The organism is Nocardioides baculatus, assembly GCF_016735675.1.
Lineage (GTDB): Bacteria > Actinomycetota > Actinomycetes > Propionibacteriales > Nocardioidaceae > Nocardioides > Nocardioides baculatus.
On the sequence record NZ_JAERSG010000003.1, the window covers coordinates 261,479 to 286,799 of the forward strand.

Consider the following 25,321-nt stretch of genomic DNA (forward strand, 5'->3'; position numbering starts at 1 on the left):
GTCTCCGAGCGACTCAGGGTCGACTTGAGTCTCCCAGCGACTCGACGACCGCTTGAGTCTGCCAGCGACTCACGGGCCCGTGACGGACCTCAGACGTTGGCCGGGCCCTTGGGCAGCGGCGCGCGCCAGCCGCGCACCATCGCCAGCAACCGGAAGCCGAGGCAGGTGCTGAACCCGGCGGCCGCCACGACCACGAGCGGCAGCTCCGTCCGGTTGAGCAGCACCGCGACGGCTGCACCCATCAGCGCGGGAGTGGCGTAGAGGACCCCCTCGAAGATCACCGGCACGCTGCCGGCGAGCACGTCGCGGATCATGCCTCCGCCGATGCCGGTGACCATGCCGAGCAGCGCCGCCGGCAGCGGCTCGAGGCCGTAGTCGACGGCCTTGAGGGCTCCGGTGACGCAGAACAGCGCGAGCCCGAAGGCGTCGAACACCGTGATCACGCGCTCGACCCGGCCGACCAGCGTGTGGAAGAAGAAGGTCACCAGGCCTGCCGCGATCGGGACGAGCAGGTAGCGCCAGTCGGCGAGCGCCGCGGGCGGCGTGGCGCCGATCAGCACGTCGCGGATGAAGCCGCCGCCGAGGCCGGTGACACCGCCGAGGACGAGGGCCGCGAACAGGTCCAGGTTCTTCCGGACCGCCACCAGCGCACCCGCCACGGCGAAGACGAAGATGCCGGTGAGGTCGAGGACGACCAGCGTCGTGGCGAACTCCGTCTCGGGCACCTCCGAAGGCTAGGCGTACGGGGCCGGGACCGGCGAAATCACCGTGACCACCGCCGCTCGGCGCGCCGCGGCCGCAACCGTGCCGGAGCGTGCCGCTGGCGTAGGCTCGAGCGAAGCGGTGCGCCCGCCGTACCGAGACCACCAGACGAGCAACCCACACGAGCAAATAGGCAGGAGCACGCTGTCGATGGCCAAGCTGACGTTCACCGGACGCAGCGGGGACGGCAAGCGCCTGCTGCTGGTGGACGAGTCGGGCCAGGAGCACACCCTGGCGATCGACGCCCGACTCCGTCGCGCCCTCTCGGGCGCGCCCGCAAGCGGCCCGCACACCCCAGGCCAGTTGGAGATCCCGATGGAATCAAGCCTCCGTCCCCGCGACATCCAGACCCGCATCCGGGCCGGCGAGACGCCCGAAGCCGTGGCGCACGCCGCCGGGACATCGGTCGAGAAGATCATGCCGTTCGCGGCCCCGGTCATGGCCGAGCGCGCCCACGTCGCCGAGCGGGCGCAGCTCGCATCGGTCCGCCGTCGCTCGAGCGACTCAGGCGCCCGGACGCTCGGTGAGTCCGTCAGCGCGCACCTGCGCTCGCACAACGTCGACCCCGCCGCCGTCGAGTGGGACGCCTGGCGCCGCGAGGACGGCCGCTGGACCCTGACCGCGCTCTACGAGGTCGCCGGCCGCACCGGCACGGGCACCTTCTCCCACGACCCCCGCGGCAACTTCGTGACCGTCGACGACGAGGACGCCCGGTGGCTGGTCGGCGATGCGACGCCCGCCACCCCGGACGCCAGCGCCGAGCACGCTGCCGACGACCTGGCCGCCGCACGCCAGCGCCGCCTGAGCGCGGTCGGCGAGGAGCCCGCCTTCGGCGACGACGCGATCGAGATGGTCTCCGACGACGAGGAGACGCACGAGCCCGCGTCCGCGACCGAGACGACGATGGAGATCAGCGGGGCGACGCTCGGCACCGAGCAGCCCGTCGAGGCCTACCTCGACGACGAGTCGCCCGCCTCCGACCAGCCCGCTGAGACCGCCGCCGAGACCGCCGCCGAGGACGAGCCGGAGGCCGAGGCACCCGAGCCCCGACGCCCGGCGAAGAAGCGCGGACGTGCGTCGGTCCCGAGCTGGGACGAGATCATGTTCGGCGGCGGCAAGAACGACTAGCCGGGTCACCAGGTGCAGCTCCTCGGGGTGAACGTCCACCCGCTCAAGTCCGGAGCCATCCGGCCGGTCCGCTCGATCGAGGTCCGCCCCGGCGGCCTGCGCGGCGACCGGACGTGGATGGTCGTCGATAGCGACGCGCGACTGGTCTCGGCGCGTGAGGTCCACGCGCTGTTCCACGTCGTCGCCGACACCCCAGACACCGATCAGGCGGTCGGGTGCGCCCTGCGCCTGCGGGCGCCCGGGCTCCCCGACCTGCTCCTCGACGAGCCCGGCGGCGACCCCGAACCGGTCCGGCTCTTCTCGCTCGACCTGCTCGCCAGGCCGGCGGGTCCCGACGCCGACGCGTGGCTGCGTGCCGCGCTCGGCCGCGACGACGTACGCCTGGTGTGGTGCGACGACCCCACCCGTCGGACCCTCCAACCCGGGTTCTCGTTGCCGGGCGACCACGCCGCCTTCCCCGACTCGTTCCCGGTCACCGTCGCGTCGCTGGCGTCGCTGCGACGTCTCAACGACTGGATCGCCGAGCGCGCGCTCGAGCTCGGCGAGGAGCCGCCCGAACCGCTCCCGATCGAACGGTTCCGCGCCAACCTCGTGGTCGACGGCGACGAGCCCTTCGCCGAGGACCAGTGGGAGGCGCTGACGATCAACGGGGTGCGGTTCCGGGTGACCAAGCCGGTCGGGCGCTGCGTGATGACCACGATCGACGCTACGACGCTGACGACGGCCAAGGAGCCGATCCGCACGCTGGCGCGCCACCGGCTCGTCGGCGGCAAGACGATGTTCGCAGCCCACCTCGTGCCCGAGGGCTCCGGGACGATCGTCGTCGGCGACGAGGTCACGGTCTCCTGACGCTCAGTCGCGCTCGACCGGCCGCCCGGGGTCGGTGATCCAGCCGCTCCAGCTGCCGGGGTAGAGCGCGGCCCTGATGCCGGCCACCTCCATCGCGAGGATGTCGTGGGCCGCGGTGACCCCGGAGCCGCAGTAGGCGGCGACCGACCCGGTGCCGTCGGCGCCGACCTGCCCATACGCCGCGCGCAGCTCGCCCGCCGACCGAAAACGCCCGGCATCGTCGACATTGACGGTGGTCGGCACGTTGAGCGCGCCGGGGATGCGCCCCGCCACAGGATCGACGGGCTCGACCGTGCCGGCGAATCGTTCGGGCGCGCGGGCGTCGACGAGGACATCGACAGCCATCACGTCCTCGGCCTCGACCACGGGCATCCGCTTGCTGCTCGAGACCGTGAAGTCCCCCGCCCCGGCCTCGACCGCGCCGCTCTCGACCGGGAGCCCGGCCGCGATCCACGCCGACCACCCGCCGTCGAGCACCCGCACGTCACTGTGGCCGTGGAAGCGCAACAGCCACCAGGCCCGCGCAGCGCCGCGGCCCTGCCAGTCGTCGTACGCCACCACGGGCCGGTCGTCGCTCACGCCTGCGCGCCGCATCGCTTCCGCGAAGCGCCCCTCGTCGGGGAGCGGATGGCGACCACCGAGGCCCGGCGGGTCGGCCAGGTCGCGGTCCATGTCGACGTACGCCGCCCCCGGCACGTGGCCGTCGCGGTGCTGGTCCTCGCCGGGTGGGCCGCCCATGAGGTAGCGGACGTCGAGCACGGTGAAGCGGTCGAGGTCAGCCGCCAGCTCGTCCGGACTGATGAGGGGCCCGTCGCTCATGGCGCCACTGTCCCACGCCTCGCCCGCACCCCCGACGGCTGGCAGGGTGGGGGCATGGAGCTCGACTGGGCGAGCGGCGACGTGATCCTCGCCGACGGGGTGGAGGTGGCGCGCGCGGAGCGGTCGTGGTTCCGCGAGCGCGCCGAGGTGCAGATCGGTCCGGAGCAGTGGCTGTACCGCGCCACCAGCGGGTGGACGTGGAGCAGCCTGGTCGCCGAGCTCGACGGCGCCGAGCGGCTCCACGCCCAGCGGTCCGGGTTCTTCGTCAACAGATGGGCGGTCACCGGCGGACCGGAGCCCTACGAAGTCGCGACCAGCGGCTTCTGGGGCACCCGACTCGCCATCTCGCGTGCCGGCACCCAGGTCGGCGAGGCCCGGACGTCCGGCATCTTCACCACGCGGAGCCGCATCGAGCTGAGCGAACCGGTCTCGCCACAGGTGGGCTGCTTCCTGCTGTGGGTCAGCTACGTCGAGTTCACCCGCCGCGCGCACAGCGGGGCGACCTGACGTCAGCGGCCGGCAGCCCGGTCGATCGCCTCGATCTCCGCGGCGGCCACGGCCGCCACCTGCACCAGCTCGGCCCGGCGACGTACAGGGTCTGACTCCACCAGCGCCTCGAAGACCTCCTCGAGCAGGATCGCGTCCCACGAGTGAGCGCCCGACTCCATGCGTGCGTCGTTGACCGCACGCCACCGCTCGACGACAGGGACGAACGGCTCGGTCCCGCCCGGACCGACCGACGGGTGGTCCTGCCGACCCCACCGCGTGACCTGGCGACGTCGCTCGGCGGCGATCTCCTCGGCGATCGCGTCGATCCGCGTGAAGTCTTCCTCCATGCCCGGCACGGTAGTCCGCGGCGCGGGCGTCCGCTGTGGCAGGATCGCCGGGTCATGGCTGAACTGCACTTCTTCACGGGCACGATGGACTCCGGCAAGTCCACGCTGGCACTCCAGACCAACCACAACCACGCCGCCCGGGGTCGCGTCGGCCGGATCTTCACCACGCACGACCGCGCAGGAGCCGCGACCGTGTCCAGCCGGCTGGGGCTCACCCACGAGGCGCTCGAGGTCGAGTCCGACTTCGACTTCTGGGCCTACGTCGTCGACACCCTGACCCGCGGCGGTCGGATCGACTACCTGATCTGCGACGAGGCCCAGTTCTACGCCGCTGACCAGATCGACCAGCTCGCCAAGATCGTCGACGAGCTCCAGATCGACGTCTTCGCCTTCGGCATCCTCACCGACTTCCGCTCGATCCTCTTCCCCGGCAGCGCCCGCCTCGTCGAGCTCGCCGACCGGATGAACGTCCTCCAGGTCGAGGCCCTCTGCTGGTGCGGCAAGCGCGCCACCCACAACGCCCGCACCGAGAACGGCGCGATGGTCGTCGAGGGCGAGGTGATCGTCGTCGGCGACGTCGAGCAGGCCGACGAGCCGCCCGCCGACGTGGCCTACGAGGTGCTGTGCCGCCAGCACTTCCGCCGCCGGCTGACCGCCGACCGGGCCAAGGCCGTCAGCCTTGCTCCGGAGCCGCTCCCCTTCGGCTGAGTGGACAGTGAGTCTCTCGGAGACTCAAGGCCGACTTCCGGCTGTTCCGACGCTCCACTGGCCCGTGAGTCGCTCAGAGACTCACGGTCCAGGAGCCGCCCGCCGAGTCCGGCGCTGGACGTTGAGTCCCTCGGAGACTCACGGGCCAGGAGCCGCCCGCCGAGTCCGGCGCTGGACGTTGAGTCTCTCGGAGACTCACGGGCCAGTGCGCCCGAGCTCCACGCTCAGCAGCCACGTGAGTCTCCAGGAGACTCACGGTCCAGTGGAGGCTCACCCGACCAGGATCGGGATCAGCATCTCCGTCGAGGTGAGCGAGCCGTGGAGCCCGACGAGGGTGTCCTCGTAGGGGAAGTCCCGCGACGACATGACACCGAGGTCGCCGTGGCAGGCGACCATGACGTCGCCGAGGCGCGGCAGCACACCCGGGGCGACGGGGCCGAACCAGCCGCGCCCGATGGCGTCCTCGCGCGTCAGCACGGTGGCCCGGTCGCCGAGCACCGAGCGCCAGGTCTCGACCACGTCGGACACCGCGCCGGCCGCGCAGTAGAGGTGCCGGAATCGTGCCTCACCACCCAGCAACGACAGCCCGTCACGCATGCCGTCGACCTCGTCGACGTCGACCCGGGCGTCCCGCGGGCTGTCGACCATCCCGTGGTCGGCGACGACCAGGAGGCGCGTCGACGCGGGCAGTGCCTCGCGCATCTGCTCGGCCTCGGCGTCGACCATCGCGAGCTGCTGGAGCCACTGGGTCGAGGCCACGCCGAACTTGTGGCCCGTCCAGTCGAGGTCGGAGTCGTAGACGTAGGTCAGCGACGGGTGGTGCGCCGAAGCGCTCACGGTCGCGGCGATCCGCTCGCCCACGCGGTCGGCCCCGACGTAGGTTGCCCCCCGCTGGGACACCACGGTGAGGCCGGAGCCGGCGAACTCCCGCTTGTTGACCGACGTGACGTGCACCCCGGCGCGCGCGAGGCGGCTGAACGCCGTCGGGTGCGGCTGCCAGTCCATCGGGTCGACGGGCCGGTCCCAGGACAGGTGGTTGAGCAGCTGGTCGGTGCCGGGGATGCGGGCGGTGAAGCCGACCAGTCCGTGCGCGCCCGGCGCCAGCCCGGTGCCGAGCGAGGTCAGGGACGTGGCGGTGGTCGACGGGACGCCGGCAGTCCCGGTGGCGCTGCCCGCCACGAGCGAGGCGAGGTAGGGCGCCGCGTGGCCGTAGCGCTCCAGCAGCTCGGCGCCGAGCCCGTCGACGAGGAAGACGACGTACGACGGCGCCGCGGGCAGCTCGAGCCCCACGGGGTGGCCGTCGAGGTCTGCGCCCAGCGCGCGGGCGACGGAGGGGAGGACGTCGGCGAGCGACCGGTCGCCGTACGCCGGTGGGGTGAGGCCAGTCACGCTCAGGTCGAATCGTGGAGGCGAGCGGGGTCCCTGCGGCGTTGTCGGCCGGAGGAGCGAAGCGGGGGAGGCAGAGAACGCCGTGGGGTGCTCATCCGCGCGTCCGCGCGGAGAGCGAGTCCGAGAAGGCCAGCAGTGCGCTGACGGCGTCGGCACCCTCGGCCGCCGCGGAGACGCGCAGCGTGTAGTCGTCGCCGGCGATGGTGCCGGTGTAGCCGTGGTCGGCCTCGCAGCTGGGGTCCGAGCAGCCCGCGGGCTCGAGGTCGACGCGACCGACGCCGCCCCAACCGATCGTGAGCACGGCCTCGGCCGGCGGGGCGACCCCGGCCGTCGGATTGGCGACCATCCGCGTCACGACGACGGTCCGGATGGACGTCAGGGTCACCGCCTCGGTCGTCGTGGACGTGTAGGGCTCGGGCAGCATGTCGTCACCCGGGTGCTCGTCGGTGTGCGCGATCACGAGGCGGGTCGGCGTCAGGAGGAGCGCCGTCAGGTGCCGGCGTACCTCCTCGTGGTCGAACGTCGTCTCGTGGTGCACGAAGTAGGAGAGGACCTCCTCGCCCCCGGCCGCCGAGAACACGCCGTCAGCGACGACCTCGGGGTAGTAGCCGGTGCGGTGGATCGCCTGGCGGAGGTCGTGGGAGACGTCCGCGTCACGGGTCGAGCGGGGCATGCGGCCAGTCTGTCACGCGCACGCCCGGGCGGGGCGGCCAGCGGCGCCGTTCAGTCGGGAATGGTGTCCCCGGGCATCGTGGAGAGGCGGCGGACGAACCAGTCCGAGCGCGGGTCCTTCACCGGCTCGACCCGCACGCTGGCGCCGAGCACCGTCGCCCCACCCGCTCCCGCCAGCACGAGCGGCAGCTGCAGGGCCCGCACCTGCGGGAGGTCGTGCTGGAGCTGGGCCACGCGGCGCACCAGGCGCTCGATCTCCTCCACGTCGACGATCTCGCTACCGCGGTAGCCGAAGAGCAGGGGCGAGGCCTTGATCTCGCGCACCATGTCCTGGGCGTCGTGGTCGGCGAGCGGCGGGATCCGGTAGGACCGGTCCCCCAGCAGCTCGGTGAGCGGGCCGCCGATCCCGAACGACAGCACCGGCCCGAAGAGCGGGTCCTCCATCGTAGCGATCGTGATCGGGACGCCGGGCGGCGCGTTGCGCTGCACCACGAAGCCGGCCCGGTCGGGGTCGGTGATCAGCTCGTTGAGCGAGCGCCAGGCGCTGGCCATCTCCTCGGCCGAGTCGATGTTGCGCCACACGTGGGCGAGGTCCGGACGGTCGCGCAGGTGGTCGGCGGTGGCCTTGAGCACGACGTCCCAGCCCAGCGCCTCCCCCGCGGTCGCCGCCTCGTCGAGGCTCTCGACCGCGTAGGTGTCCCACAGGTCGATGCCGTAGGCCTTGAGCAGCCGGTGCTGCTCGGGGAAGTCGAGGTCGCGGCCCTCGGGGTGGTGCATCAGGAGCTCGTTGACGAGGTGGCGCGCGGTGTCACGGTCGACCGGATCGGTCTCGAGCGGCTCGACGTCGGAGACGGAGGCCTGCGGGACGCGCAGCCAGACGGCGTACTCCACGACGTGGGCGAGCGCGCGCACGGCGGCCTCGACGGCCGGGTACGACGGCACGGACCCGCGGCCCGCCGACGACCCGGCCACGTCGGGCACGCGCAGGAGCTCGGGGACGCCCTCGGTGCCGAGGAACGTCGAGACGATCGGCTTGTCGGACTGCTCACCGACCGCCGCCAGCACGTTGGCGACCTCCTCGCGGGCGCCGGGGACGTTGAGCGGCGGGATGAAGATCGCCACCACGGCGTCGACCTCGGGGTCGTCGATCGCGCCGTCGAGCGCGTCCTCGAAGTCCTCGGACGTCGCGTCGGCGCCCAGGGGCACCTGCTTGTTGACGACCAGGCCCACGGAGTTGGCGGCGTCGGCGGCGAGCAGGCCGAGCGCGTCGGAGTTGCCGACGATCGCGACCCGGCGCCCGCGCGGCAGCGGCTGGTGGGCGAGCAGCTGGGCGACGTCGAACATCTCCTCCAGCGACTCGACCTGGATGATCCCGGCCTGGCGGAACATCGCGTCGACGGCCTGGGCGGGCGCAGCGATCTTGCGGACCGCGTGGCCCATCGGCACGCCCTGCGAGCTGCGACCGGAGCGCACCGCGACGATCGGCTTGCGACGGCTGACGCGGCGGGCGACGCGGGAGAACTTGCGCGGGTTGCCGATCGACTCGAGGTAGAGCAGGACCACCTCGGTCGCGTCATCCTCCTCCCAGTACTGCAGGAGGTCGTTGCCGGAGACGTCGGCGCGGTTGCCCGCGCTGACGAACGTCGTCAGGCCGAGGCCGCGGTTCTGCACCTTCTCGAGAATCGCCGTGCCGAGCGCGCCGGACTGGCAGAAGAAGCCGGCACGACCGCGCGGCGGCATCACCGAGGACAGCGACGCGTTGAGCGAGACCTCGGGGTCGGTGTTGATCACGCCGAGCGCGTTGGGACCGATCAGGCGCAGGCCGTAGGAGCGCGAGAGCCCGACGAGGCGGCGCTGCCGCAACCGGCCCTCCTCCCCCGTCTCGGCGAAGCCCGAGGAGATGACGACGAGGCCGTGCACGCCCTTGGCCGCGCAGTCGAGGACGACGTCCTGCACCGACTCCGCGGGTACGGCGACGATGGCGACGTCGACGTCGCCGGGGATCTCGGCGACGGTCTTCCACGCCGGCATGCCCGCCACGGAGTCTGCGCTCGGGTTGACCACGTGGATCCGGCCGGCGAAGTTGCCGAGCACCATGTGGCGCACGAGCGCACGGCCGATGGTGTCCTGGCGGCGGCTGGCACCGATGATCGCGACCGACTTCGGGGAGAAGAACCGCTCGATCGAGGCGTACTCGGCGCGGTGCTCGCGCTGCTCCATCACGCCGATGGCGGTGTCGGTGGGGTCGATCCGGAAGACGAGCTCCATCACGCCGTCCTCGAAGGCGCTCTTCACCTGGTAGCCGGCGTCGCGGAACGTGTGGATCATCGCCTGGTTGTCGGGCAGCACCTCGGCGACGAACTCCTCGACGCCGCGCTCGCGCCCGGCCTGGGCGAGGTGCTCGAGCAGGAGCTGCCCGATCCCGCGACCCTGGTGCTGGTCCTCGACGAGGAACGCCACCTCGGCGTAGCCGGGCCGGATCGTGTCGTAGCGGCCGACCGCGATCATGTGCCCGGCGACGAGCAGGATCAGCGCGACCCGGTCGCGGTGGTCGACCTGGGTGAACCGGTCGAGATCGCGGTCCGACAGCTCGGGCATGGGCGAGAAGAACCGGTAGTACTTCGACTGGTCGGACACCCGGCTGTAGAAGTCGATGAGCAGGTCGCGGTCCTCCGGCTGCATCGGCCGGATGTGCGCCGTACGCCCGTCGCGCAGCAGCACGTCCGCCTCCCAGTGGCGGGGCGGCGGCGTCTGCTCGGCCTCGACATCGGTCACGGGCAGCAATCTAGCCGCCGGAGGGCGTCGACCGGCGTGCCCCCGCCCCGGCGCGGAGGGACACCGGGAAGAATGGCCCGCATGGCACGCCGTACGACGAAGCAGGAGCTCCCGGACGACTTCGAGGAGCACATCCTCGACACCGACATCCGCGACGAGATGCAGACGTCGTTCCTGGAGTACGCCTACTCCGTCATCTACTCCCGGGCGCTGCCCGACGCGCGCGACGGTCTCAAGCCGGTGCAGCGGCGGATCCTCTACACGATGGACGACATGTCGCTGCGGCCCGACCGCGGGCACGTGAAGAGCGCCCGCGTCGTCGGTGAGGTGATGGGCCGCCTCCACCCGCACGGTGACGGGGCGATCTACGACGCGCTGGTGCGGATGGCGCAGCCCTGGTCGATGCGGCTCCCGACCGTCGACGGGCACGGCAACTTCGGCTCGCCCGACGACCCGCCCGCCGCGATGCGCTACACCGAGTGCCGGATGGCGCCGGCCGCGGTCGCGATGACGACGTCGATCCACGAGGACACCGTCGACTTCAAGCCCAACTACGACTCCCGCGAGATGGAGCCGGTCGTCCTGCCGGCGGCGATCCCGCACCTGCTGGTCAACGGCTCGGCGGGCATCGCGGTCGGCATGGCCACCAACATCGCCCCGCACAACCTCGTCGAGGTGGTCCAGGCGCTCAAGCACCTGATCTCCCACCCGAAGGCGACCCTCGACGACCTGATGCGCTTCATCCCCGGCCCCGACCTGCCGACCGGCGGCAAGATCGTCGGGCTCGATGGCGTCCGTGACGCCTACGAGACCGGCCGCGGCACCTTCCGGATGCGGGCCACCGCCCGCATCGAGTCGGTCACCCCGCGCCGCAAGGGCATCGTGGTCACCGAGCTCCCCTACGGCGTCGGCGAGGAGCGCGTCGTCGAGCAGGTCAAGAAGCTCGTGCTCGCGAAGAAGCTCCAGGGCATCGCCGACATCAAGCAGCTCGGCGACCGCCACCAGGGACTCCGCCTGGTGATCGAGATCAAGAACGGTTTCGTGCCCGAGGCGATCCTCGAGCAGCTCTACCGCCAGACCGCCCTCGAGGACTCCTTCGGCATCAACGCCGTCGCGCTGGTCGACGGCCAGCCGCGCACGCTGAGCCTGCGCGAGATGCTCGACGTCTTCCTCGACCACCGCTTCGACGTCGTCCGCCGTCGCTCCGCGTTCCGTCGCGGCAAGGCCGCCGACCGGCTCCACCTCGTCGACGGCCTCCTCATCGCGATCCTCGACATCGACGAGGTCATCCAGGTGATCCGTGGCTCCGACAACGCCGCGGTCGCCAAGGAGCGGCTCATCGACATCTTCGAGCTCTCCGAGCTCCAGGCCGACTACATCCTCGACATGCCGCTGCGCCGGCTCACGAAGTTCTCCAAGCTCGAGCTCGACAAGGAGAAGGCCGAGCTCGAGCGCACGATCGAGTACCTCGACGCGATCCTCGCCGACGAGAAGCTGCTCCGGAAGGTCGTCTCCGACGAGCTCACCGAGGTCGCCAAGGAGCACGGCACCCCGCGTCGCACGGTGCTGCTCGCCTCCGCCGGCACCACCGTCACCGCTGCGTCCGCCACGCCGCTCGAGGTCGCCGACGACCCGTGCTTCGCGCTGCTCTCGTCCTCCGGCCTGCTCGCCCGTACGACGTCCGCGGCACCACCCGGGCAGGGCGAGGGCCGTGCCAACCACGACGTGGTCACGAGCGCCGTCCGGACGACCGCCCGCGGCGAGGTCGGTGTCCTCACCAGCCGCGGACGACTGCTCAAGGTGGGCGTGCTCGACATGCCCGAGCTCCCCGACTCGGCCAACGACCCCAACCTCCAGGGCGGCCTCCCGCTGAGCGAGATCCTGTCCCTCGACCCGGGCGAGCGTGCGCTGGCACTGACCTCGCTGACCGCCGAGGGACCGGGCCTCGCGCTCGGCACCCGCGACGGCATCGTCAAGCGGGTCAACCCCGAGGTGCTCAACCGCGACGAGTGGGAGGTCATCGGCCTCAAGGACGGCGACGAGGTCGTCGGCGCCGTCGAGCTCGCGACCGGCGAGGAGGAGCTCTGCTTCATCTCGACCGACGCCCAGCTCCTCCACTTCCCGGCGTCCGGCGTGCGACCCCAGGGGCGCTCGGGCGGCGGCATGGCGGGCATCAAGCTCGGCGCCGGTCAGAAGGTCGCGTTCTTCGGTGCCTTCGAGACGGCCGACGCCGTCGTCGTGACCGCGTCCGGCTCCTCGTCCGCGCTGGAGGGTACCGAGGCCGGGGCGGTCAAGGTCACCCCGTTCAGCGAGTACCCCGGCAAGGGCCGAGCCACGGGCGGCGTGCGCAGCCACCGGTTCCTCAAGGGCGAGGACACGCTGATCAACGCCTGGGCCGGACCCGCTCCGGCCCGCGCTGCCGCATCCAGCGGCGCCCCGGTCGACCTGCCCGAGGCGACCGGCAGGCGGGACGGCTCCGGCGTACCCGCGGCGCAGCCGATCGCCGCGATCGCCTCTCCGGTGGCGCTCCAGGTCGCCGGTCAGGTCCCCGGTCAGGTCGCCGGACGCGCGGACGGATCGACCGACTCCGTGCCCGGCCCTGTGGAAGGCTGACGTCATGCCCGCTCGCTCCCGGTTCGTCGCTGCCGCCACGGCCGCCCTCTTCGCCGTGCCCAGCCTCGCCGCCTGCTCGGGCGACGAGCCCGACGCCGCGGACGACCGGGCGCCCGAGGAGGTGCTCGCCGAGGCCTCCGACACGCTCGTGCAGACGGAGGGCGTCCAGCTCGCCCTGACCGCGGGCACGCTCCCCGAAGGTGTCTCCGGGATCGCCAAGGCCTCCGGCCTGATCACCAGCGCGCCGGCCTTCCAGGGCACGCTCACCGTCGTCTTCGCCGGCCAGACCGTGGACGTCCCGGTCGTCTCGGTCGACGACAAGGTCTACGCCCAGCTGCCGTTCACCAACGGCGCGTGGGACACGGTCAACCCCAAGGAGTACGGTGCGCCCGACCCCACCGCCCTCATCGGACCGGACGGCTTCCCCGGCCTCCTGAAGCTCACGGAGTCCCCCGAGGCCGGCGAGAGCGTGCGCGGCGGGTCCGACAACTCCGAGGTCCTCACGACCTACTCCGGCACCGTCCCCGGCGACGCCATGGACGCGATCATCCCGTCGTCGTCCGGCGACTCCTTCGACGTCGAGTGGCAGGTCAACGACGACGGTGAGCTGACCAAGGCGACGATGGAGGGGGTCTTCTACCCCCACACCGACCCGATGACCTACACCGTCGAGTTCCGCGACTACGGCACGACCAAGGACATCACGAAGCCGTGAGCGACCTCGCGGGGCAGGTCCGGGTCTCGCGCGCCTCGCGCGTCCTCCTCGCGATGGCGTCCGTCGCGGTCGCGTTCGCCGCCGCCGACACGTACGTCGTCGTGCTGGCGCTGCCCGACATGATGACCGGCGTCGGGGTGCCGATCGACCAGCTCCAGCGCGCGGCCCCGATCGTCAGCGGCTTCCTGCTCGGCTACGTCGCGATGCTTCCGCTGATCGGCCGGATCGCCGACCTGCGTGGTCGCGTGCCGGTCCTCGTCATGGCGCTCGTGCTCTTCGCGCTCGGCTCGCTCATCACCACGCTCGCCTACGACATGCCCAGCATCGTCGCCGGCCGCTTCCTCCAGGGTGTCGGCGGCGGCGGCCTCGTCCCGGCGACCCTGGCCCTCGTCGCCGACCTCTACCCGGTCCAGCGGCGCGGCATCCCGCTCGGCGTGGTCTCCGCGGTGCAGGAGATCGGGTCCGTGCTCGGTCCGCTCTTCGGCGCGGCCGTGCTGGCGGTGTCGGACTGGCGGGCGATCTTCGCGATCAACCTCGCCGTCGGCCTCGTGCTGGCCGCCGCGATCCGCGCGCTGGCCGGCTCGACATCGGTGGTCGAGGACGCGAGACCACGCCTCCCCGACCTCGTCGGCACCCTCCTCCTGCTCGCCACCCTCGCCGCCGGCGCGGTCGTCTTCCTGCGTCCCTCCGGACTGATGCGCGACCTCACCTGGGGCCGGCTCTTCATCCCCTTCGCCGGTGACGGTCGCTGGCTCACGCCGATCGGCGCGATCACGGTGGCCGCGCTGTCGCTGCTGCTCGCGTGGTGCTGGTTCGCGCCGCGTCCGCTGCTCGACCTGCGCGGCTGGGTCCGCGTCCTCGTCGACGCCGACCTCGTCGGCGCGCTGCTGCTCGCGCTCGCGCTCGGGGGCGTGATCCTCGCCTTCGCCACCGCCGACCCCAAGGTCGAGGTCTTCTCGCCGCGCGGGCGCTGGTACCTCCTCGGCGCGGTCGTCGCCGGCGCCGCGTTCACCTGGCACGTGCGCCGCGCCGCCAACCCCCTCGTCCCCCGCGGCGCGCTGCGTCGTACGCCCGCGTGGGGCGCGCTGCTCGTCAGCTTCTTCGTCGGTGCGGCGCTCATCGCTGCCCTCATCGACATCCCGCTGTTCGCGCGGACGACGGTCTACCCCGACGACCAGCTGCCCGCTGCGCTCGTGCTGGTGCGCTTCCTGGTCGCGCTGCCGGTCGGCGCGGTCGCGGGCGGCTACCTGATCCGCTTCCTCTCCCCCGGAGTCGTCACCGCGATCGGGATGCTGATGGCGGCCACCGGGTTCGTCCTGATGACCCGCTGGGGGCTGACCACGCTCGAGGAGCCGGTCGCCAACGTCGCCCTGGTCGTCGGCGGGCTCGGCTTCGGCCTGGCGCTCGCGCCGGTCAACGCGGCGCTGCTCGCCTTCACCGACGACGACGTGCACGGCGTCGCCACCGCGTTCGTCGTCGTCTCCCGGATGGTGGGCATGCTCATCGGCATCTCCGCCCTCACGACGATCGGCCTGCGTCGCTACTACGCCGAGCAGCAGGCCGTGCCTCCCGTCCAGGAGGTGTGCGACGGCAAGAGCCGGTGCACCGAGTTCTCCGACCTGCTGCGCGTCGCGGGTATCGCCCAGGAGCACGCCGTCTTCTGGGGCGCCGCCGGGTGCGCGGTCGTCGCCGCCCTCCTCGCGCTGGTGCTCTTCCGCGAGGTCCGGCCCACCCGGCTCGCGACCCGAGACCTCTTCGCGGGCAACGGCTGACGCGCGCTAACCTGCGAGCCGTGAGCGACTTCGACGACCTGATCGCGGCCAACCAGGACTTCGCCGAGCACTTCGACCTCGGCGGCTTCGACGGCAAGGCCCACGCCGGCATCGCGCTGGTGACCTGCATGGACTCGCGGATCGACCCGCTGCGGATGCTCGGGCTCAAGCACGGCGACGCCAAGATCTTCCGCAACCCCGGCGGCCGCGTGACGCCCCAGGCCCTCGAGGCACTGGTGCTCGGCGTGCACCTCCTCAACGTCCAGCGGATCCTGGTCGTCCCGCACACCCGGTGCGCGATGGCGTCGGCGTCCGAGGCGGACCTGCGCGTCAAGGTCGGCGAGTCCGCCGGCACCGACGCGAGCTGGCAGTCCTTCGGCGTGGTCACCGACCAGCTCGACCAGCTGCGCCAGGACGTCGCCAAGGTGCGGACGCACCCGCTGATCGGCGACCGCGCCAAGGTCGGCGGCTTCCTCTACGACGTCGACACCGGGCTGCTCAGCCAGCACGCCTGACCGGGATCGGTCCGCCTCAGCTGACGTAGGCCTGCAGCAGCTGGTCCACCGGGGCGTGGTCGTCGGTGAGCACCTCGGCGTCCCCGACCCAGCTCGCCAGCTGCGGGCCAGTGAGCACGATCCACCCCGTCTCCCGCTCGGTCAGCAGCTCCTGCAGGGCGTCGAGGTCGACCGGCCGGTCGCTCGCGATCGCCACCAGGTTGCCGCCGCGACCGGGTGCGGGCTCCCCGAGGTCGCCCGGTTCGCCGAGGACGGCGACGTGCTCGAACGCCTCCTCCAGCGTGGCGACCTCGGCGCGGGCGAAGGCCAGGTCGCCGTAGTCGATCAGGTTGGCGACGTAGACGCCGTCGTCATCGAGGACCCGCTCGATCCCGGCGACCGCCTCCCGCGTCGTCAGGTGCCACGGCACGCTCACGCCGCCGAAGGCGTCGCCGACGACGAGGTCGCGGGTCGCCTCGTCGAGGCGGGCGAGACCGAGGCGGCCGTCCTCGACGCGCACCTCCGCCACCGCCTCGTCGAGCGCGAGAAGCTGCCGGTCGACGCGCACCACCCCGCCGTCGATCTCCGAGACCACGCTGTCCGTGCCCGGTCTGACGGCGGCCAGGTAGCGCGGCAGCGTCAGGCCACCGCCGCCCAGGTGGTAGGCGCGCACCGGGTCGCCCGGAGCGAACGCCACGTCGGTGACCGACGCGATGGCGCGCACGTAGGCGAACTCGAGGTGGGTGGGGTCGTCGAGGTCGACGTAGGAGTGGCGCAGCCCGTCCAGCACGAGGGTGCGACCCGACTCGCGAGCAGGATCGGCCACGACCTCCGCGCAGTGGTACGTCGTCTCGGCGTCGCACCCGCCCGGCCCCAGCGCGGCCGCGAGCCCACCGACGACCACCACCGCGGCAGCCGTGCCGGTCCCGCGACCGACCCGCCTGCGCAGCAGCACCTCGACGACGACGGCGCCGAGCACCAGGAGCAGTCCGAGCGCCAGCAGGATGGTGCTGACCCGCAACCGCGAGACGAGGACGAAGCCCGTCAGGACGGTTCCGGCGATCGCGCCGACGGTCCCGATGCCGGACAACCGGCCCACGACCGTGCCCGTCCGGTCGAGGGACTGGAGCTGGAGCTTGGTGACCATCGGTGTCACTGCCGAGAGCAGGGCTCCGGGCACCAGGATCGTCACCGCCGCGACGAGCAGCACCGCGCCCGAGCCGGACCCGGTCGCGGCTTCGCCCGTTCCACGGACCACGAACGGGGTCACGGCCACCACCGCACCCGACACGCCGAGCAGCGGGGCGAGCACGCGGCGCGGGTCGACGAGGTCGGCATAGGTCCCGCCGGCCCACGAGCCGGCAGCGATGGCGGCGAGCGCGATGCCGATCACCATCGTGCTCGTCTCGAGCGTCAGGCCCAGGTAGGGGGCGAGCAGGCGGAGTGCGGTGAGCTCGACCACCAGCACGGCGGCCGACGACAGGAACACCAACGCCGCGGCCGTCCGCTCCCCCAGGTCCACGCGCATGGGGGCGAGCCTAGGGGCGCGACAGGAAGCGCGCTGCTGCCGGCAGGTCCAGACCGGACTGTCGGCGCGTCGCGTCGAGGAGCAGAGTGAGGGGTCCGAACGGGGAGCCACACACGAAGGAGGTGGCGCGATGCCCTTGTTCATGGACGTCCACCACATGGATGGAGGCGTCGCCGTCGGCGACGTGGCAGCGGCCCACATGGCCGACCTGCAGGAGCAGTCGCAGCACGGCGTGAACTACCTGAAGTACTGGGTCAACGAGGCCGAGGGCAGGATCTTCTGCCTGGTCGACGCTCCCGACGCCGAGGCTGCCAACACCGTGCACCGCGAGGCGCACGGCCTGGTGGCGGACGAGATCTACGAGGTGAGCGAGGGCACCTGACTCACCTCAGGGTCTGCTTGCCGCCGTGGAGCAGCGTGATCAGCTGGGCGACCTTGCCGTCGGTCGCCGCGTCGCGGGCGAACGACGTCAGGTTCATCACCGGGGCGAACTTCTGCCGCGTGATCGCCTTGGCGTACGTGAACTCGCGCAGGCCGTCGGGACCGTGGATCCGGCCGAAGCCGGACTGACCGACCCCGCCGAAGGGCAGGCCAGGAACCGCGGCGAAGGCGATCACGCTGTTGACCGACGTCATCCCCGAACGGATCCGGCGCGCGATCGAGAGACCGTTGGCCTTGGAGAACACCGCACCGGCCAGGCCGTACTCGGTGGCGTTGGTGAGGCGGACGGCCTCGTCCATGCTCGCGACGGGGTTGATCGCGAGGGTGGGACCGAAGGTCTCCTCGGTGATCTCCGTGGAGTCCTCGGGGACGTGGGTCAGGATCGTGGGCTGGACGAACCGCTCCCCCACGGCGTCGGAGCCGCCGAGCGCGACCTTCGCGCCGCGGGCGATCGCGTCGTCGATGTGGCTCTTGATGACGCCCAGCTGCGACGGCATCGTGATCGGCCCGATCTTGGCGCCCGAGTCGGACCCGGCGCGCAGGCCGTCGGCCTGGGACAGGATCTCGGTCATGAAGGCGTCGAAGACGTTCTGGTGCACGTAGACGCGCTCGGTGCCGATGCAGGTCTGCCCGGCGTTGGACATCCCGCCCCACAGGGCCGCCTCGGCCGCCTTGGCGAGGTCGGCGTCCTCGTCGACGATCAGTGAGTCCTTGCCGCCGGCCTCGATGACGACGGGCGTGAGGTTCTCCGCGCAGGCCGCCATGACCTTCTTGCCTGTCCGGCCGGAGCCGGTGAACGCCAGCTTGTCGATCCTGGCCTTGCACAGCGCGTTGCCGGTCTCGCCCAGTCCGGTCACCACCTGCAGGACGTCGCGTCCGTGCACCACCTCGCGGAAGGAGTCGGCGAGCCACTGGCCGACACCGGGGGTGTACTCGCTGGGCTTGAACACGACGGCGTTGCCAGCGGCCAGGGCGTAGGCGATCGACCCCATCGGCGTGAAGACGGGGTAGTTCCACGGACCGATCACGCCGACGACGCCGAGCGGGTGGTAGGCCACGGTGGCCGCCTGGTTGGCCATCAGCAACCCGGACGAGACCTTGCGAGGACCGAGCACCTTCCTGGCGTTCTTGGCCGCCCACGCGATGTGGTCGACGGCGAGGACGATCTCGAGCTGGGCGTCACCGTGCGGCTTCCCGGTCTCGCGGTGGGAGAGGTCCGCGAGCTGGGCGATGCGGCGGGTGATGACCGAACGCCACGTGAGGAGGAAGTCCGCACGCTCGTCGAACGACAGGTTCCCCCACCAGTCGACCGCGTCGCGCGCCCTCGCCACCGCGGCGTCGACCTCGTCCGCGCCCATGACGGGGTGCGTGCCGACCACGTCACCGGTGGCGGGGTCGAGCGAGTCGAAGGTCTCGACGGCGGCGGTGGGCTCCAGGGTGGCGGTCATCTCGACTCCTTGATGAGGTCGGCGCACTTCTCGCCGATCATGACGGTGGGGGCGTTGGTGTTGCCGCGCGGGACCCGCGGCATCACGGAGGCGTCGGCGACCCGGAGGCCCTCGACGCCGTGGACGCGGAGCTCGGGGTCGACGACGCTGCCCTCGACCGTGCCCATCGCGCAGGTCGCGACCGGGTGGTACAGCGTCTGGCCGAGCCGGCCGATCCCCTCGATGATCTCGTCGTCGGAGGGGTCGGTGGAGGCCGGGATCCAGGGCTCGTCGACGTACTTCGCGATCGGTCCCTGGCGCAGGACCTCCAGGGCGGTGCGGAAGCCGCCGATCATCGCCTCGAGGTCCGCGCGGTCGTCGAAGTAGCCCGGGTCGATCTCGGGGTGCCACGTCGGGTCGGCCGAGCGCAGCTTGACGTGGCCGGAGCTCTGCACGTTGACCAGCGTCACCGCCGTCGTCAGGGCACGGCGTACGGGCTCGTGCATGCCGTTGTCGTAGAAGCCGGTCGGCGCGACGTGGAGCTGGATGTCGGGCAGGTCGAGGTCGTCGCGCGAGGCGTAGAACGCTCCCGTCTCCGCGACGTTGGAGCTCAGCGGGCCCTTGCCGGTCGCCTTCCACTTGACCAGGTTGCCGATGCCGAGCATCTCGGCGACATCGGTCGTGTCCTTGGTGTAGCTCAGGACGCCGGACACCGGGTGGTCCTGCAGCTTCTGGCCGACGCCCGACGACTCGACGACGACGTCGATGCCCATCTCGCGCAGGTGCGCCCCGGGGCCGATGCCCGACAGCATCAGCAGCTGCGGGCTGTTGATCGCGCCACCGCTCAGGACGACCTCCGCCTCCGCGCGTACGACGTGGTGCTCGCCGCCGCGGGTGTAGGCGACCCCGACGGCGCGGGTGCCCTCCATGACGATCCGCGTGACGAAGGCCTCCGTGCGGACGGTGAGGTTGGGCCGCTCCGACGCGGGATGGATGTAGGCGTCGGCGACGGACCAGCGGCGACCCCTCTTGCACGTCACCTGGTAGAGCCCGATGCCCTCCTGCTCGGCCCCGTTGAAGTCGTCGTTGCGCTTGAGCCCGGCGGCGACGCCGGCCTCGATGAACGACGTGCTGAGCTCGTGGTTCCAGGTCCGGTCCTCCACGTGCAGGGGCCCGTCGGTGCCGTGGAAGCGACCACCGAGGCGGGTGTTGCCCTCGGCCTTGACGAAGTAGGGCAGGACGTCCTCGAAGCCCCATCCGGTCGCGCCGTAGGCGTCCCGCCACTCGTCGTAGTCGGCGTGGTTGCCGCGTATGTAGATCATCGCGTTCATCGACGAGCAGCCCCCGAGGGCCTTCATCCGCGGCCAGTAGGCCCGGCGCCCGTCGAGGTGCTTCTGCGGTGTCGTCTCGTAGTTCCAGTCCCACTTGGTCTTGAACAACATCGAGAACGCGAGCGGCATGTGGATGTTGTCGTCGTCGTCCGCGGGACCTGCCTCCAGCAGGAGCACGGAGACGTCCGGGTCCTCGGTCAGCCGGGCGGCGACGACGCCCCCTGCGCTGCCCGATCCGATGACGACGTAGTCGAACTTCTCGTCGGGCATGTGCTCCCTCTCGACCAGCTGTGACGCGGGCCACAAACCTAGGACGACGGGGACCGCGACACAAGCAGTGTCACGGTCCCCCGGGCCCCGGATGGAGGACGCGTCAAACGTGCGTGATCGCAAGGCGGAGGAGGAAGCGCGATCTTGGAGCGAAGCGATCGCGCGACGACGACAACGCAGCGAGCGCGTGCGTTTCACGCGTCCTACGCGTCGATGGACTCGGCGTCGACCTCATAGGCGCCTTGGACGATGAACTCCTTGCGCGGAGCCACCTCCGAGCCCATCAGCAGCTCGAAGACCCGGCTGGCCTCGTCGACGTCGTCGATCGTCAGCTTGCGGAGTGTGCGGTGGCGCGGGTCCATCGTGGTCTCGGCCAGCTGGTCGGCGTCCATCTCGCCGAGGCCCTTGTAGCGCTGGATCGGCTCCTTCCAGCGCACGTTCTTCTTCTTCAGCTCCGCCAGCCGTCGCTGCAGCTCACCGTCGGAGTAGGTGTAGATGTACTTGTCCATCCCCTTCTTCGGGTTGGACAGCTCGATGCGGTGCAGCGGCGGCACGGCCGAGTAGAGCCGTCCGTCACGCACCAGCTCCGGCATGTACTTGAAGAACAGCGTCGCGAGCAGGCATCGGATATGGGCGCCGTCGGAGTCGGCGTCGGCCATCAGGATGATCCGTCCGTAGCGGGCCGCCTCGAGGTCGAACGTACGCCCCGAGCCGGCGCCGACGACCTGGATGATCGAGGCGCACTCGGTGTTCTTGAGCATGTCGCCGACGGTGGCCTTCTGGACGTTGAGGATCTTGCCGCGGATCGGCAGCAGTGCCTGGAACTCGCTGCTGCGCGCCGCCTTGGCCGTCCCCATCGCCGAGTCGCCCTCGACGATGAAGAGCTCGGTGCGGTCGGTGTCGCTGCTGCGGCAGTCGAAGAGCTTGGCGGGCAGTGCCGACGACTCGAGCGCCGTCTTCCGTCGCTGGTTCTCCTTGTGCTGCCGGGCCGCGAGCCGGGTCTTCGACGCGCCCGCGACCTTCTCCATCAGGACCTTGGCCTGGGCCTTCTCGGCGCGCTTGGTGGAGGTGAGGAACGACTTGAGCTCCGCGGCCACCACCTTGCGCACGACGCTGCGTGCGGCCGGCGTGCCGAGGATCTCCTTGGTCTGGCCCTCGAACTGCGGCTCGGCGAGCCGCACGGTCACGACCGCGGTCAGTCCCTCGAGCACGTCGTCCTTGATCACGTCGGTGTCGGCGGCCTTGAGCACCTTGGCGCCGCGCATCGCGTCGTTGAAGGTCTTGGTCAGCGCCGCGTCGAAGCCGCTGACGTGGGTGCCGCCCTTGGGCGTGGCGATCACGTTGACGAAGGAGCGCACCTCGGTGTCGTAGGCCGTGTCCCACCGGACCGCGACGTCGACCGCCAGCTCGCGCTCGACCTCCTGCGGCGTCATGTGGCCCTTGTCGTCGAGCAGCGGGACCGTCTCGGTGAACGTGTCGGTGCCCTGGAGCCGCAGGATGTCGGTCACCGGCTCGCCGTGCGAGAGGAACTCGACGAACTCCGCGATCCCGCCGTCGTGGCGGAACCGCTCCTCGACGACCTCGCTGGTGCGCTGGTCGCGGATGAGCAGCTCGAGCCCCGGCACGATGTAGGACGTCTGGCGGGCGCGGCCGATCAGGCCCTCCATCTCGAAGCGCGCGTCCTTGGTGAAGATCTGCCGGTCCGGCCAGAACCGGATCCGGGTGCCCGTCCTCCCCTTCGCCACCCGCTTGCCCTTGCGGGTCAGCCCCGACTGCGGCGTGAAGCCCGCGGTGGGGCCCTCGCCGTCGAACACGCCCGGGACGCCGCGCTGGAAGGACAGGCCCTGCTGCGAGGGCGAGCGGTCCACGTCGATGTCCATCCGCGAGCTCAGCGCGTTGACCACCGACAGGCCGACGCCGTGGAGACCGCCGGTCGCGACGTAGGAGCCGCCGCCGAACTTGCCGCCGGCGTGCAGCTTGGTGGCCACGACCTCGACGCCGGGCAGCCCGGTCTTGGGCTCCTTGTCGGTCGGGATGCCGCGCCCGTCGTCGTACACCTCGACGGAGCCGTCCTCGTGCAGCGTGATCTCGACGTGCTGCGCGACACCCGCCAGCGCCTCGTCGACGCCGTTGTCGATGATCTCCCACAGGCAGTGCATGAGGCCGCGCGTGTCGGTCGACCCGATGTACATGCCGGGCCGCTTGCGTACGGCGTCGAGGCCCTCGAGGACCAGGAGGTGTGCTGCGTTGTAGGTGTTGTCCGCGGGTGCTGCCACAAGGGTCCTGTCGTACGAGAAATCCGGCCGGTACGTGTGCGTCGAACCACTGATGTGGAACACGCCGACACTACCCGCGACACGCCGTACGTCGACGGAGGCACGCCTGCCTCCCGGGACGCATGGGCGCGGCTAGCGTGGGGCACAGGTCAGGTATCACTTCGGCAACGGCTGGTCCACGGTTGCGGACAACGTCAGCGGTGCGGGGTGTGACGTGATTGACTCCAAGAGTTCTCGATCCGGAAACAGCAGCAGGGAATCTTTGTCCCACTGGCTACGTTGGGCCAGACACCGATGAACAGAAATGAGGCTGACGTGACCACTGCCACCGCACCCTCCCAGGCCGTCCTGACGGCCGGCGACCGCTGCGACCGCTGCGGTGCCCAGGCCTACCTCCGAGTGGAGCTCCAGACCGGCGGCGAGCTGCTCTTCTGCGCGCACCACGCCCGTGAGCACGGCGAGAAGCTCCGCGAGGTCGCTGCCACCGTGCACGACGAGACCCACAAGCTCGACCCCGCTGCCCCGGCCGCGGGAAGCGACGCCTGAGACCCGCACCACACCCGAACTTCCAGCACGGCCCCGGACACGCTCTCCGGGGCTGTTCTGCGTCCGGACGCGGATCCGGCAGCCGCATCTGGGACCCTTGACCCCGTGACCGCCACCGAGCTCCTCGTCGCCGTCGCGATCGCTGTCGGCATCGCCGGCATCATCGTGCCGGTGCTTCCCGGCACCATCCTGGTCCTCGGTGCGATCCTGGTGTGGGCGCTCGAGATCGGCACGACCACCGGCTGGCTGGTCTTCGCCTTCGCCACGACGTTCCTGGTCCTCGGCACGATCGTGAAGTACCTCGTCCCCGGACGTCAGCTCAAGTCCTCCGGCGTGCCCAACCGCACCCTGGTCGTCGGCGCGCTCCTCGCGTTCGTCGGGTTCTTCGTGATCCCCGTCGTCGGCATGTTCATCGGCTTCGTCCTCGGCGTGTACGCCGCCGAGCGGGCGCGGGTCGGCGCGGCCGGGGCGTGGCCCTCGACGAAGGCCGCGCTGCGCGCCGTCGGAGTCTCGATCCTCATCGAGCTCGTCGCGGCCTTCCTCGCGGTGGCCACCTGGGTCGTCGGCGTGGTCCTGACCTGATGGTGGTCGTGCTCTCGCTCGTGGCGGCCGCCGCCTACGGGCTCTCGGACTTCGTCGGCGGCCTCGTCTCACGGCGTACGTCGGCGTGGGCCGTCGCGTTCACCGGCAACGCCGCCGCCTTCGTGGGGGCCGTGGTGCTCGCGCTGGTCGTCGACGGCTCACCCACGCGGTACGACCTGATGTGGGGTGCGCTCGCGGGTGTCGGCACCGGCGCCGGCGGCGCGTTCCTCTACCGGGGACTCGCCGCCGGCCGGATGGGCGTCGTCGCGCCGATCTCCGCCGTCGGTGCGGCCCTCCTCCCGGTCTGCGTCGGCGTCGCGACGGGCGAGCGACCTGCGCTCCTGGTGTGGCTCGGGATCGTCGCAGCAGTGCCCGGCATCTGGCTGGTCAGCCGCGAGCCGGGCGGCTCGGGTGACCTGGCCGCGGGCATCCTCGACGGGGTCCTCGCCGGCCTCGGATTCGGGCTCCTCTTCTCCGCCATGGGGCAGGTGCCCGAGGAGGCGGGCTTCGCCCCGCTCGCGCTGTCGCAGGCGGCGGCGATGGTGTGCGTCGCCCTCACGGCGGCAGCCCTCGGCGGCCGCTGGCTGCCCTACGAGCGGTCGCAGGCGTGGGGCGTGGTGGCCGGGCTGCTCGCGACGGCGGCGGTGGTGGCGTTCCTCCTCGCCACCCAGACCGGGCTCCTCACGGTCGCCTCGGTCGTCACGTCGCTCTACCCCGCGTGCACCATCGCACTGGCCGCGATCGTGCTGCGCGAGCGCATCCACGGCTCGCAGGGCGTCGGCCTGCTGCTGTGCGGCGTGGCGGTCGGCCTCGTGGCCGCAGGCTGAGGTCAGGCGCCGAGGCCGGACGCGACCGGCAGGCTCCAGCGGTGGCGCTTCGGCGCCCAGTCCACGACCGGGTGCGAGCCGTCGGCCTGGTCGACCATCTTGACCGACACGCGCACCGACGTGGCGTCGTCGAGGCAGTTCCGGCTGATCACGGCGCGGAAGACGTCCTTGCCCCACCGCGGCCGGGCGGCGTAGTCGCACTTGACCCTGGTGTCGCTGCCCTGCCACGCGTCGGCCTCGGTCAGCACGTAGTCGGTGCCATCGCCCAGACCGCTGCTCAGGACGTACTCCGGACCCTTCAGCTCGCGGTCGGTGTCGATGAAGATCGAGACGCCCGCAGCGCTCGAGCGCATCAGCTCGTTGAAGTAGACCTTGACCCGCAGGGTGTCCGACCCGTGGTTGGCCTCGATGCCGTAGATGTCGGTGAGGGATCCCGTCGCGTCGGCAGGGTCGTCGATGCCGTAGAACTCCGCGTGCGCCGGTGCGGCGACCATGCTCGCCAGCGCGAGAGCGGAGACTGCGGCCAGTGCGATCCGAGATCTCATGCCTCGAGTGTGGCAA

The 25,321-nt window shown here is 71.6% G+C and carries 23 protein-coding genes; 12 read left to right on the top strand and 11 right to left on the bottom strand.

The window, feature by feature from the left end:
- Positions 1-89: 89 nt before the first annotated feature.
- A complete protein-coding gene (locus tag JI751_RS10985) occupies positions 90-725 on the bottom strand; it encodes a trimeric intracellular cation channel family protein (RefSeq protein ID WP_201936205.1) in 636 nt (211 codons plus the stop codon).
- Positions 726-912: 187 nt separating this feature from the next.
- On the opposite strand from JI751_RS10985, the gene sepH reads away from it, so the two are divergent.
- Both sepH and JI751_RS21825 read left to right on the top strand, forming a co-directional pair.
- Positions 913-1,890: a septation protein SepH gene (sepH, locus tag JI751_RS10990; RefSeq protein ID WP_201936206.1), complete on the top strand. Its 978-nt coding sequence runs from the start codon at positions 913-915 to the stop codon at positions 1,888-1,890.
- A 12-nt stretch (positions 1,891-1,902) separates the two neighbouring features.
- Complete coding sequence (locus tag JI751_RS21825) at positions 1,903-2,739, top strand: MOSC domain-containing protein (RefSeq protein WP_201936207.1); 837 nt, start codon at positions 1,903-1,905, stop codon at positions 2,737-2,739.
- A 3-nt stretch (positions 2,740-2,742) separates the two neighbouring features.
- Here the strand turns inward: JI751_RS21825 and JI751_RS11000 are convergent, their stop codons facing one another.
- A complete protein-coding gene (locus JI751_RS11000; protein WP_201936208.1) occupies positions 2,743-3,558 on the bottom strand; it encodes a sulfurtransferase in 816 nt (271 codons plus the stop codon).
- 54 nt (positions 3,559-3,612) lie between these two features.
- On the opposite strand from JI751_RS11000, the gene JI751_RS11005 reads away from it, so the two are divergent.
- Positions 3,613-4,065 carry a hypothetical protein gene (locus tag JI751_RS11005; RefSeq protein ID WP_201936209.1) on the top strand — a complete coding sequence of 151 codons (453 nt, stop codon included), beginning with the start codon at positions 3,613-3,615 and terminating at the stop codon, positions 4,063-4,065.
- A 2-nt stretch (positions 4,066-4,067) separates the two neighbouring features.
- On the opposite strand, the gene JI751_RS11010 is transcribed toward JI751_RS11005, so the two are convergent.
- Entirely contained in the window at positions 4,068-4,394 is a 327-nt protein-coding gene (locus tag JI751_RS11010) for a hypothetical protein (RefSeq protein ID WP_201936210.1), read from the bottom strand.
- Positions 4,395-4,448: 54 nt separating this feature from the next.
- Here JI751_RS11010 and JI751_RS11015 point away from each other — a divergent pair, with 54 nt between their 5' ends.
- On the top strand, positions 4,449-5,102 hold the full coding sequence (locus JI751_RS11015) for a thymidine kinase (protein WP_201936211.1): 654 nt from the start codon (positions 4,449-4,451) through the stop codon (positions 5,100-5,102).
- Between the two features lie 270 nt (positions 5,103-5,372).
- Here the strand turns inward: JI751_RS11015 and JI751_RS11020 are convergent, their stop codons facing one another.
- The 3 genes from JI751_RS11020 to JI751_RS11030 all read right to left on the bottom strand — a co-directional run bounded on the left by JI751_RS11020 (position 5,373) and on the right by JI751_RS11030 (position 9,938).
- Positions 5,373-6,491, bottom strand: coding sequence for an alkaline phosphatase family protein (locus tag JI751_RS11020; RefSeq protein ID WP_201936212.1), 1,119 nt, complete (start codon positions 6,489-6,491; stop codon positions 5,373-5,375).
- 91 nt (positions 6,492-6,582) lie between these two features.
- Positions 6,583-7,164, bottom strand: a complete 582-nt coding sequence (locus JI751_RS11025; RefSeq protein WP_201936214.1) for a DUF5998 family protein — start codon at positions 7,162-7,164, stop codon at positions 6,583-6,585.
- A gap of 50 nt (positions 7,165-7,214) precedes the next feature.
- Positions 7,215-9,938 carry a bifunctional acetate--CoA ligase family protein/GNAT family N-acetyltransferase gene (locus JI751_RS11030; protein WP_307814108.1) on the bottom strand — a complete coding sequence of 908 codons (2,724 nt, stop codon included), beginning with the start codon at positions 9,936-9,938 and terminating at the stop codon, positions 7,215-7,217.
- Between the two features lie 81 nt (positions 9,939-10,019).
- Here JI751_RS11030 and JI751_RS11035 point away from each other — a divergent pair, with 81 nt between their 5' ends.
- The 4 genes from JI751_RS11035 to JI751_RS11050 are packed head-to-tail and all read left to right on the top strand — an operon-like array spanning position 10,020 to position 15,553.
- Positions 10,020-12,551: a DNA gyrase/topoisomerase IV subunit A gene (locus JI751_RS11035; RefSeq protein ID WP_201936217.1), complete on the top strand. Its 2,532-nt coding sequence runs from the start codon at positions 10,020-10,022 to the stop codon at positions 12,549-12,551.
- A 4-nt stretch (positions 12,552-12,555) separates the two neighbouring features.
- Positions 12,556-13,266 (top strand): LppX_LprAFG lipoprotein, encoded by a 711-nt coding sequence (locus JI751_RS11040; RefSeq protein WP_201936223.1) that lies wholly within the window; start codon positions 12,556-12,558, stop codon positions 13,264-13,266.
- Positions 13,263-15,038 (top strand): MFS transporter, encoded by a 1,776-nt coding sequence (locus JI751_RS11045; protein WP_307814111.1) that lies wholly within the window; start codon positions 13,263-13,265, stop codon positions 15,036-15,038. The genes JI751_RS11040 and JI751_RS11045 overlap by 4 nt, the downstream gene beginning before the upstream one ends.
- A 20-nt stretch (positions 15,039-15,058) precedes the next feature.
- Entirely contained in the window at positions 15,059-15,553 is a 495-nt protein-coding gene (locus tag JI751_RS11050; RefSeq protein ID WP_201936224.1) for a beta-class carbonic anhydrase, read from the top strand.
- A gap of 16 nt (positions 15,554-15,569) precedes the next feature.
- Here the strand turns inward: JI751_RS11050 and JI751_RS11055 are convergent, their stop codons facing one another.
- Positions 15,570-17,060, bottom strand: a complete 1,491-nt coding sequence (locus JI751_RS11055; protein ID WP_201936225.1) for a fused MFS/spermidine synthase — start codon at positions 17,058-17,060, stop codon at positions 15,570-15,572.
- Positions 17,061-17,190: 130 nt separating this feature from the next.
- On the opposite strand from JI751_RS11055, the gene JI751_RS11060 reads away from it, so the two are divergent.
- Positions 17,191-17,442: a DUF4242 domain-containing protein gene (locus JI751_RS11060; RefSeq protein ID WP_201936226.1), complete on the top strand. Its 252-nt coding sequence runs from the start codon at positions 17,191-17,193 to the stop codon at positions 17,440-17,442.
- A 1-nt stretch (position 17,443) separates the two neighbouring features.
- Here the strand turns inward: JI751_RS11060 and JI751_RS11065 are convergent, their stop codons facing one another.
- The 3 genes from JI751_RS11065 to JI751_RS11075 form a co-directional block, all read right to left on the bottom strand.
- Positions 17,444-18,949: an aldehyde dehydrogenase family protein gene (locus JI751_RS11065; RefSeq protein ID WP_201936227.1), complete on the bottom strand. Its 1,506-nt coding sequence runs from the start codon at positions 18,947-18,949 to the stop codon at positions 17,444-17,446.
- Positions 18,946-20,529: a GMC family oxidoreductase gene (locus tag JI751_RS11070; RefSeq protein ID WP_201936229.1), complete on the bottom strand. Its 1,584-nt coding sequence runs from the start codon at positions 20,527-20,529 to the stop codon at positions 18,946-18,948. The genes JI751_RS11065 and JI751_RS11070 overlap by 4 nt, the downstream gene beginning before the upstream one ends.
- A gap of 203 nt (positions 20,530-20,732) precedes the next feature.
- Positions 20,733-22,805, bottom strand: a complete 2,073-nt coding sequence (locus JI751_RS11075) for a DNA gyrase/topoisomerase IV subunit B (protein WP_201936231.1) — start codon at positions 22,803-22,805, stop codon at positions 20,733-20,735.
- Between the two features lie 294 nt (positions 22,806-23,099).
- Between JI751_RS11075 and JI751_RS11080 the strand changes: the two genes are divergently transcribed.
- The 3 genes from JI751_RS11080 (at position 23,100) to JI751_RS11090 (ending at position 24,760) form a co-directional block, all read left to right on the top strand.
- A complete protein-coding gene (locus JI751_RS11080; RefSeq protein WP_201936233.1) occupies positions 23,100-23,351 on the top strand; it encodes a DUF7455 domain-containing protein in 252 nt (83 codons plus the stop codon).
- Between the two features lie 105 nt (positions 23,352-23,456).
- Positions 23,457-23,933, top strand: a complete 477-nt coding sequence (locus JI751_RS11085; protein ID WP_201936235.1) for a DUF456 domain-containing protein — start codon at positions 23,457-23,459, stop codon at positions 23,931-23,933.
- The gene (locus JI751_RS11090) at positions 23,933-24,760 is read left to right on the top strand and encodes an EamA family transporter (protein ID WP_201936236.1); all 828 of its coding nucleotides are present in this window, start codon (positions 23,933-23,935) and stop codon (positions 24,758-24,760) included. The genes JI751_RS11085 and JI751_RS11090 overlap by 1 nt, the downstream gene beginning before the upstream one ends.
- A 2-nt stretch (positions 24,761-24,762) precedes the next feature.
- Here JI751_RS11090 and JI751_RS11095 read toward each other — a convergent pair whose 3' ends face one another.
- Positions 24,763-25,305 carry a hypothetical protein gene (locus JI751_RS11095; RefSeq protein ID WP_201936238.1) on the bottom strand — a complete coding sequence of 181 codons (543 nt, stop codon included), beginning with the start codon at positions 25,303-25,305 and terminating at the stop codon, positions 24,763-24,765.
- Positions 25,306-25,321 lie beyond the last annotated feature (16 nt).

What these genes read in the sequence shown, in the direction of transcription:
- sepH (WP_201936206.1), top strand. Translation starts at nt 913, where the DNA reads ATGGCCAAGCTGACGTTCACCGGACGCAGCGGGGACGGCAAGCGCCTG.
- JI751_RS11000 (WP_201936208.1), bottom strand. Translation starts at nt 3,558, where the DNA reads ATGAGCGACGGGCCCCTCATCAGTCCGGACGAGCTGGCGGCTGACCTC.
- JI751_RS11005 (WP_201936209.1), top strand. Translation starts at nt 3,613, where the DNA reads ATGGAGCTCGACTGGGCGAGCGGCGACGTGATCCTCGCCGACGGGGTG.
- JI751_RS11010 (WP_201936210.1), bottom strand. Translation starts at nt 4,394, where the DNA reads ATGGAGGAAGACTTCACGCGGATCGACGCGATCGCCGAGGAGATCGCC.
- JI751_RS11015 (WP_201936211.1), top strand. Translation starts at nt 4,449, where the DNA reads ATGGCTGAACTGCACTTCTTCACGGGCACGATGGACTCCGGCAAGTCC.
- JI751_RS11025 (WP_201936214.1), bottom strand. Translation starts at nt 7,164, where the DNA reads ATGCCCCGCTCGACCCGTGACGCGGACGTCTCCCACGACCTCCGCCAG.
- JI751_RS11035 (WP_201936217.1), top strand. Translation starts at nt 10,020, where the DNA reads ATGGCACGCCGTACGACGAAGCAGGAGCTCCCGGACGACTTCGAGGAG.
- JI751_RS11040 (WP_201936223.1), top strand. Translation starts at nt 12,556, where the DNA reads ATGCCCGCTCGCTCCCGGTTCGTCGCTGCCGCCACGGCCGCCCTCTTC.
- JI751_RS11055 (WP_201936225.1), bottom strand. Translation starts at nt 17,060, where the DNA reads ATGCGCGTGGACCTGGGGGAGCGGACGGCCGCGGCGTTGGTGTTCCTG.
- JI751_RS11060 (WP_201936226.1), top strand. Translation starts at nt 17,191, where the DNA reads ATGCCCTTGTTCATGGACGTCCACCACATGGATGGAGGCGTCGCCGTC.
- JI751_RS11065 (WP_201936227.1), bottom strand. Translation starts at nt 18,949, where the DNA reads ATGACCGCCACCCTGGAGCCCACCGCCGCCGTCGAGACCTTCGACTCG.
- JI751_RS11070 (WP_201936229.1), bottom strand. Translation starts at nt 20,529, where the DNA reads ATGCCCGACGAGAAGTTCGACTACGTCGTCATCGGATCGGGCAGCGCA.
- JI751_RS11080 (WP_201936233.1), top strand. Translation starts at nt 23,100, where the DNA reads ATGAACAGAAATGAGGCTGACGTGACCACTGCCACCGCACCCTCCCAG.
- JI751_RS11090 (WP_201936236.1), top strand. Translation starts at nt 23,933, where the DNA reads ATGGTGGTCGTGCTCTCGCTCGTGGCGGCCGCCGCCTACGGGCTCTCG.
- JI751_RS11095 (WP_201936238.1), bottom strand. Translation starts at nt 25,305, where the DNA reads ATGAGATCTCGGATCGCACTGGCCGCAGTCTCCGCTCTCGCGCTGGCG.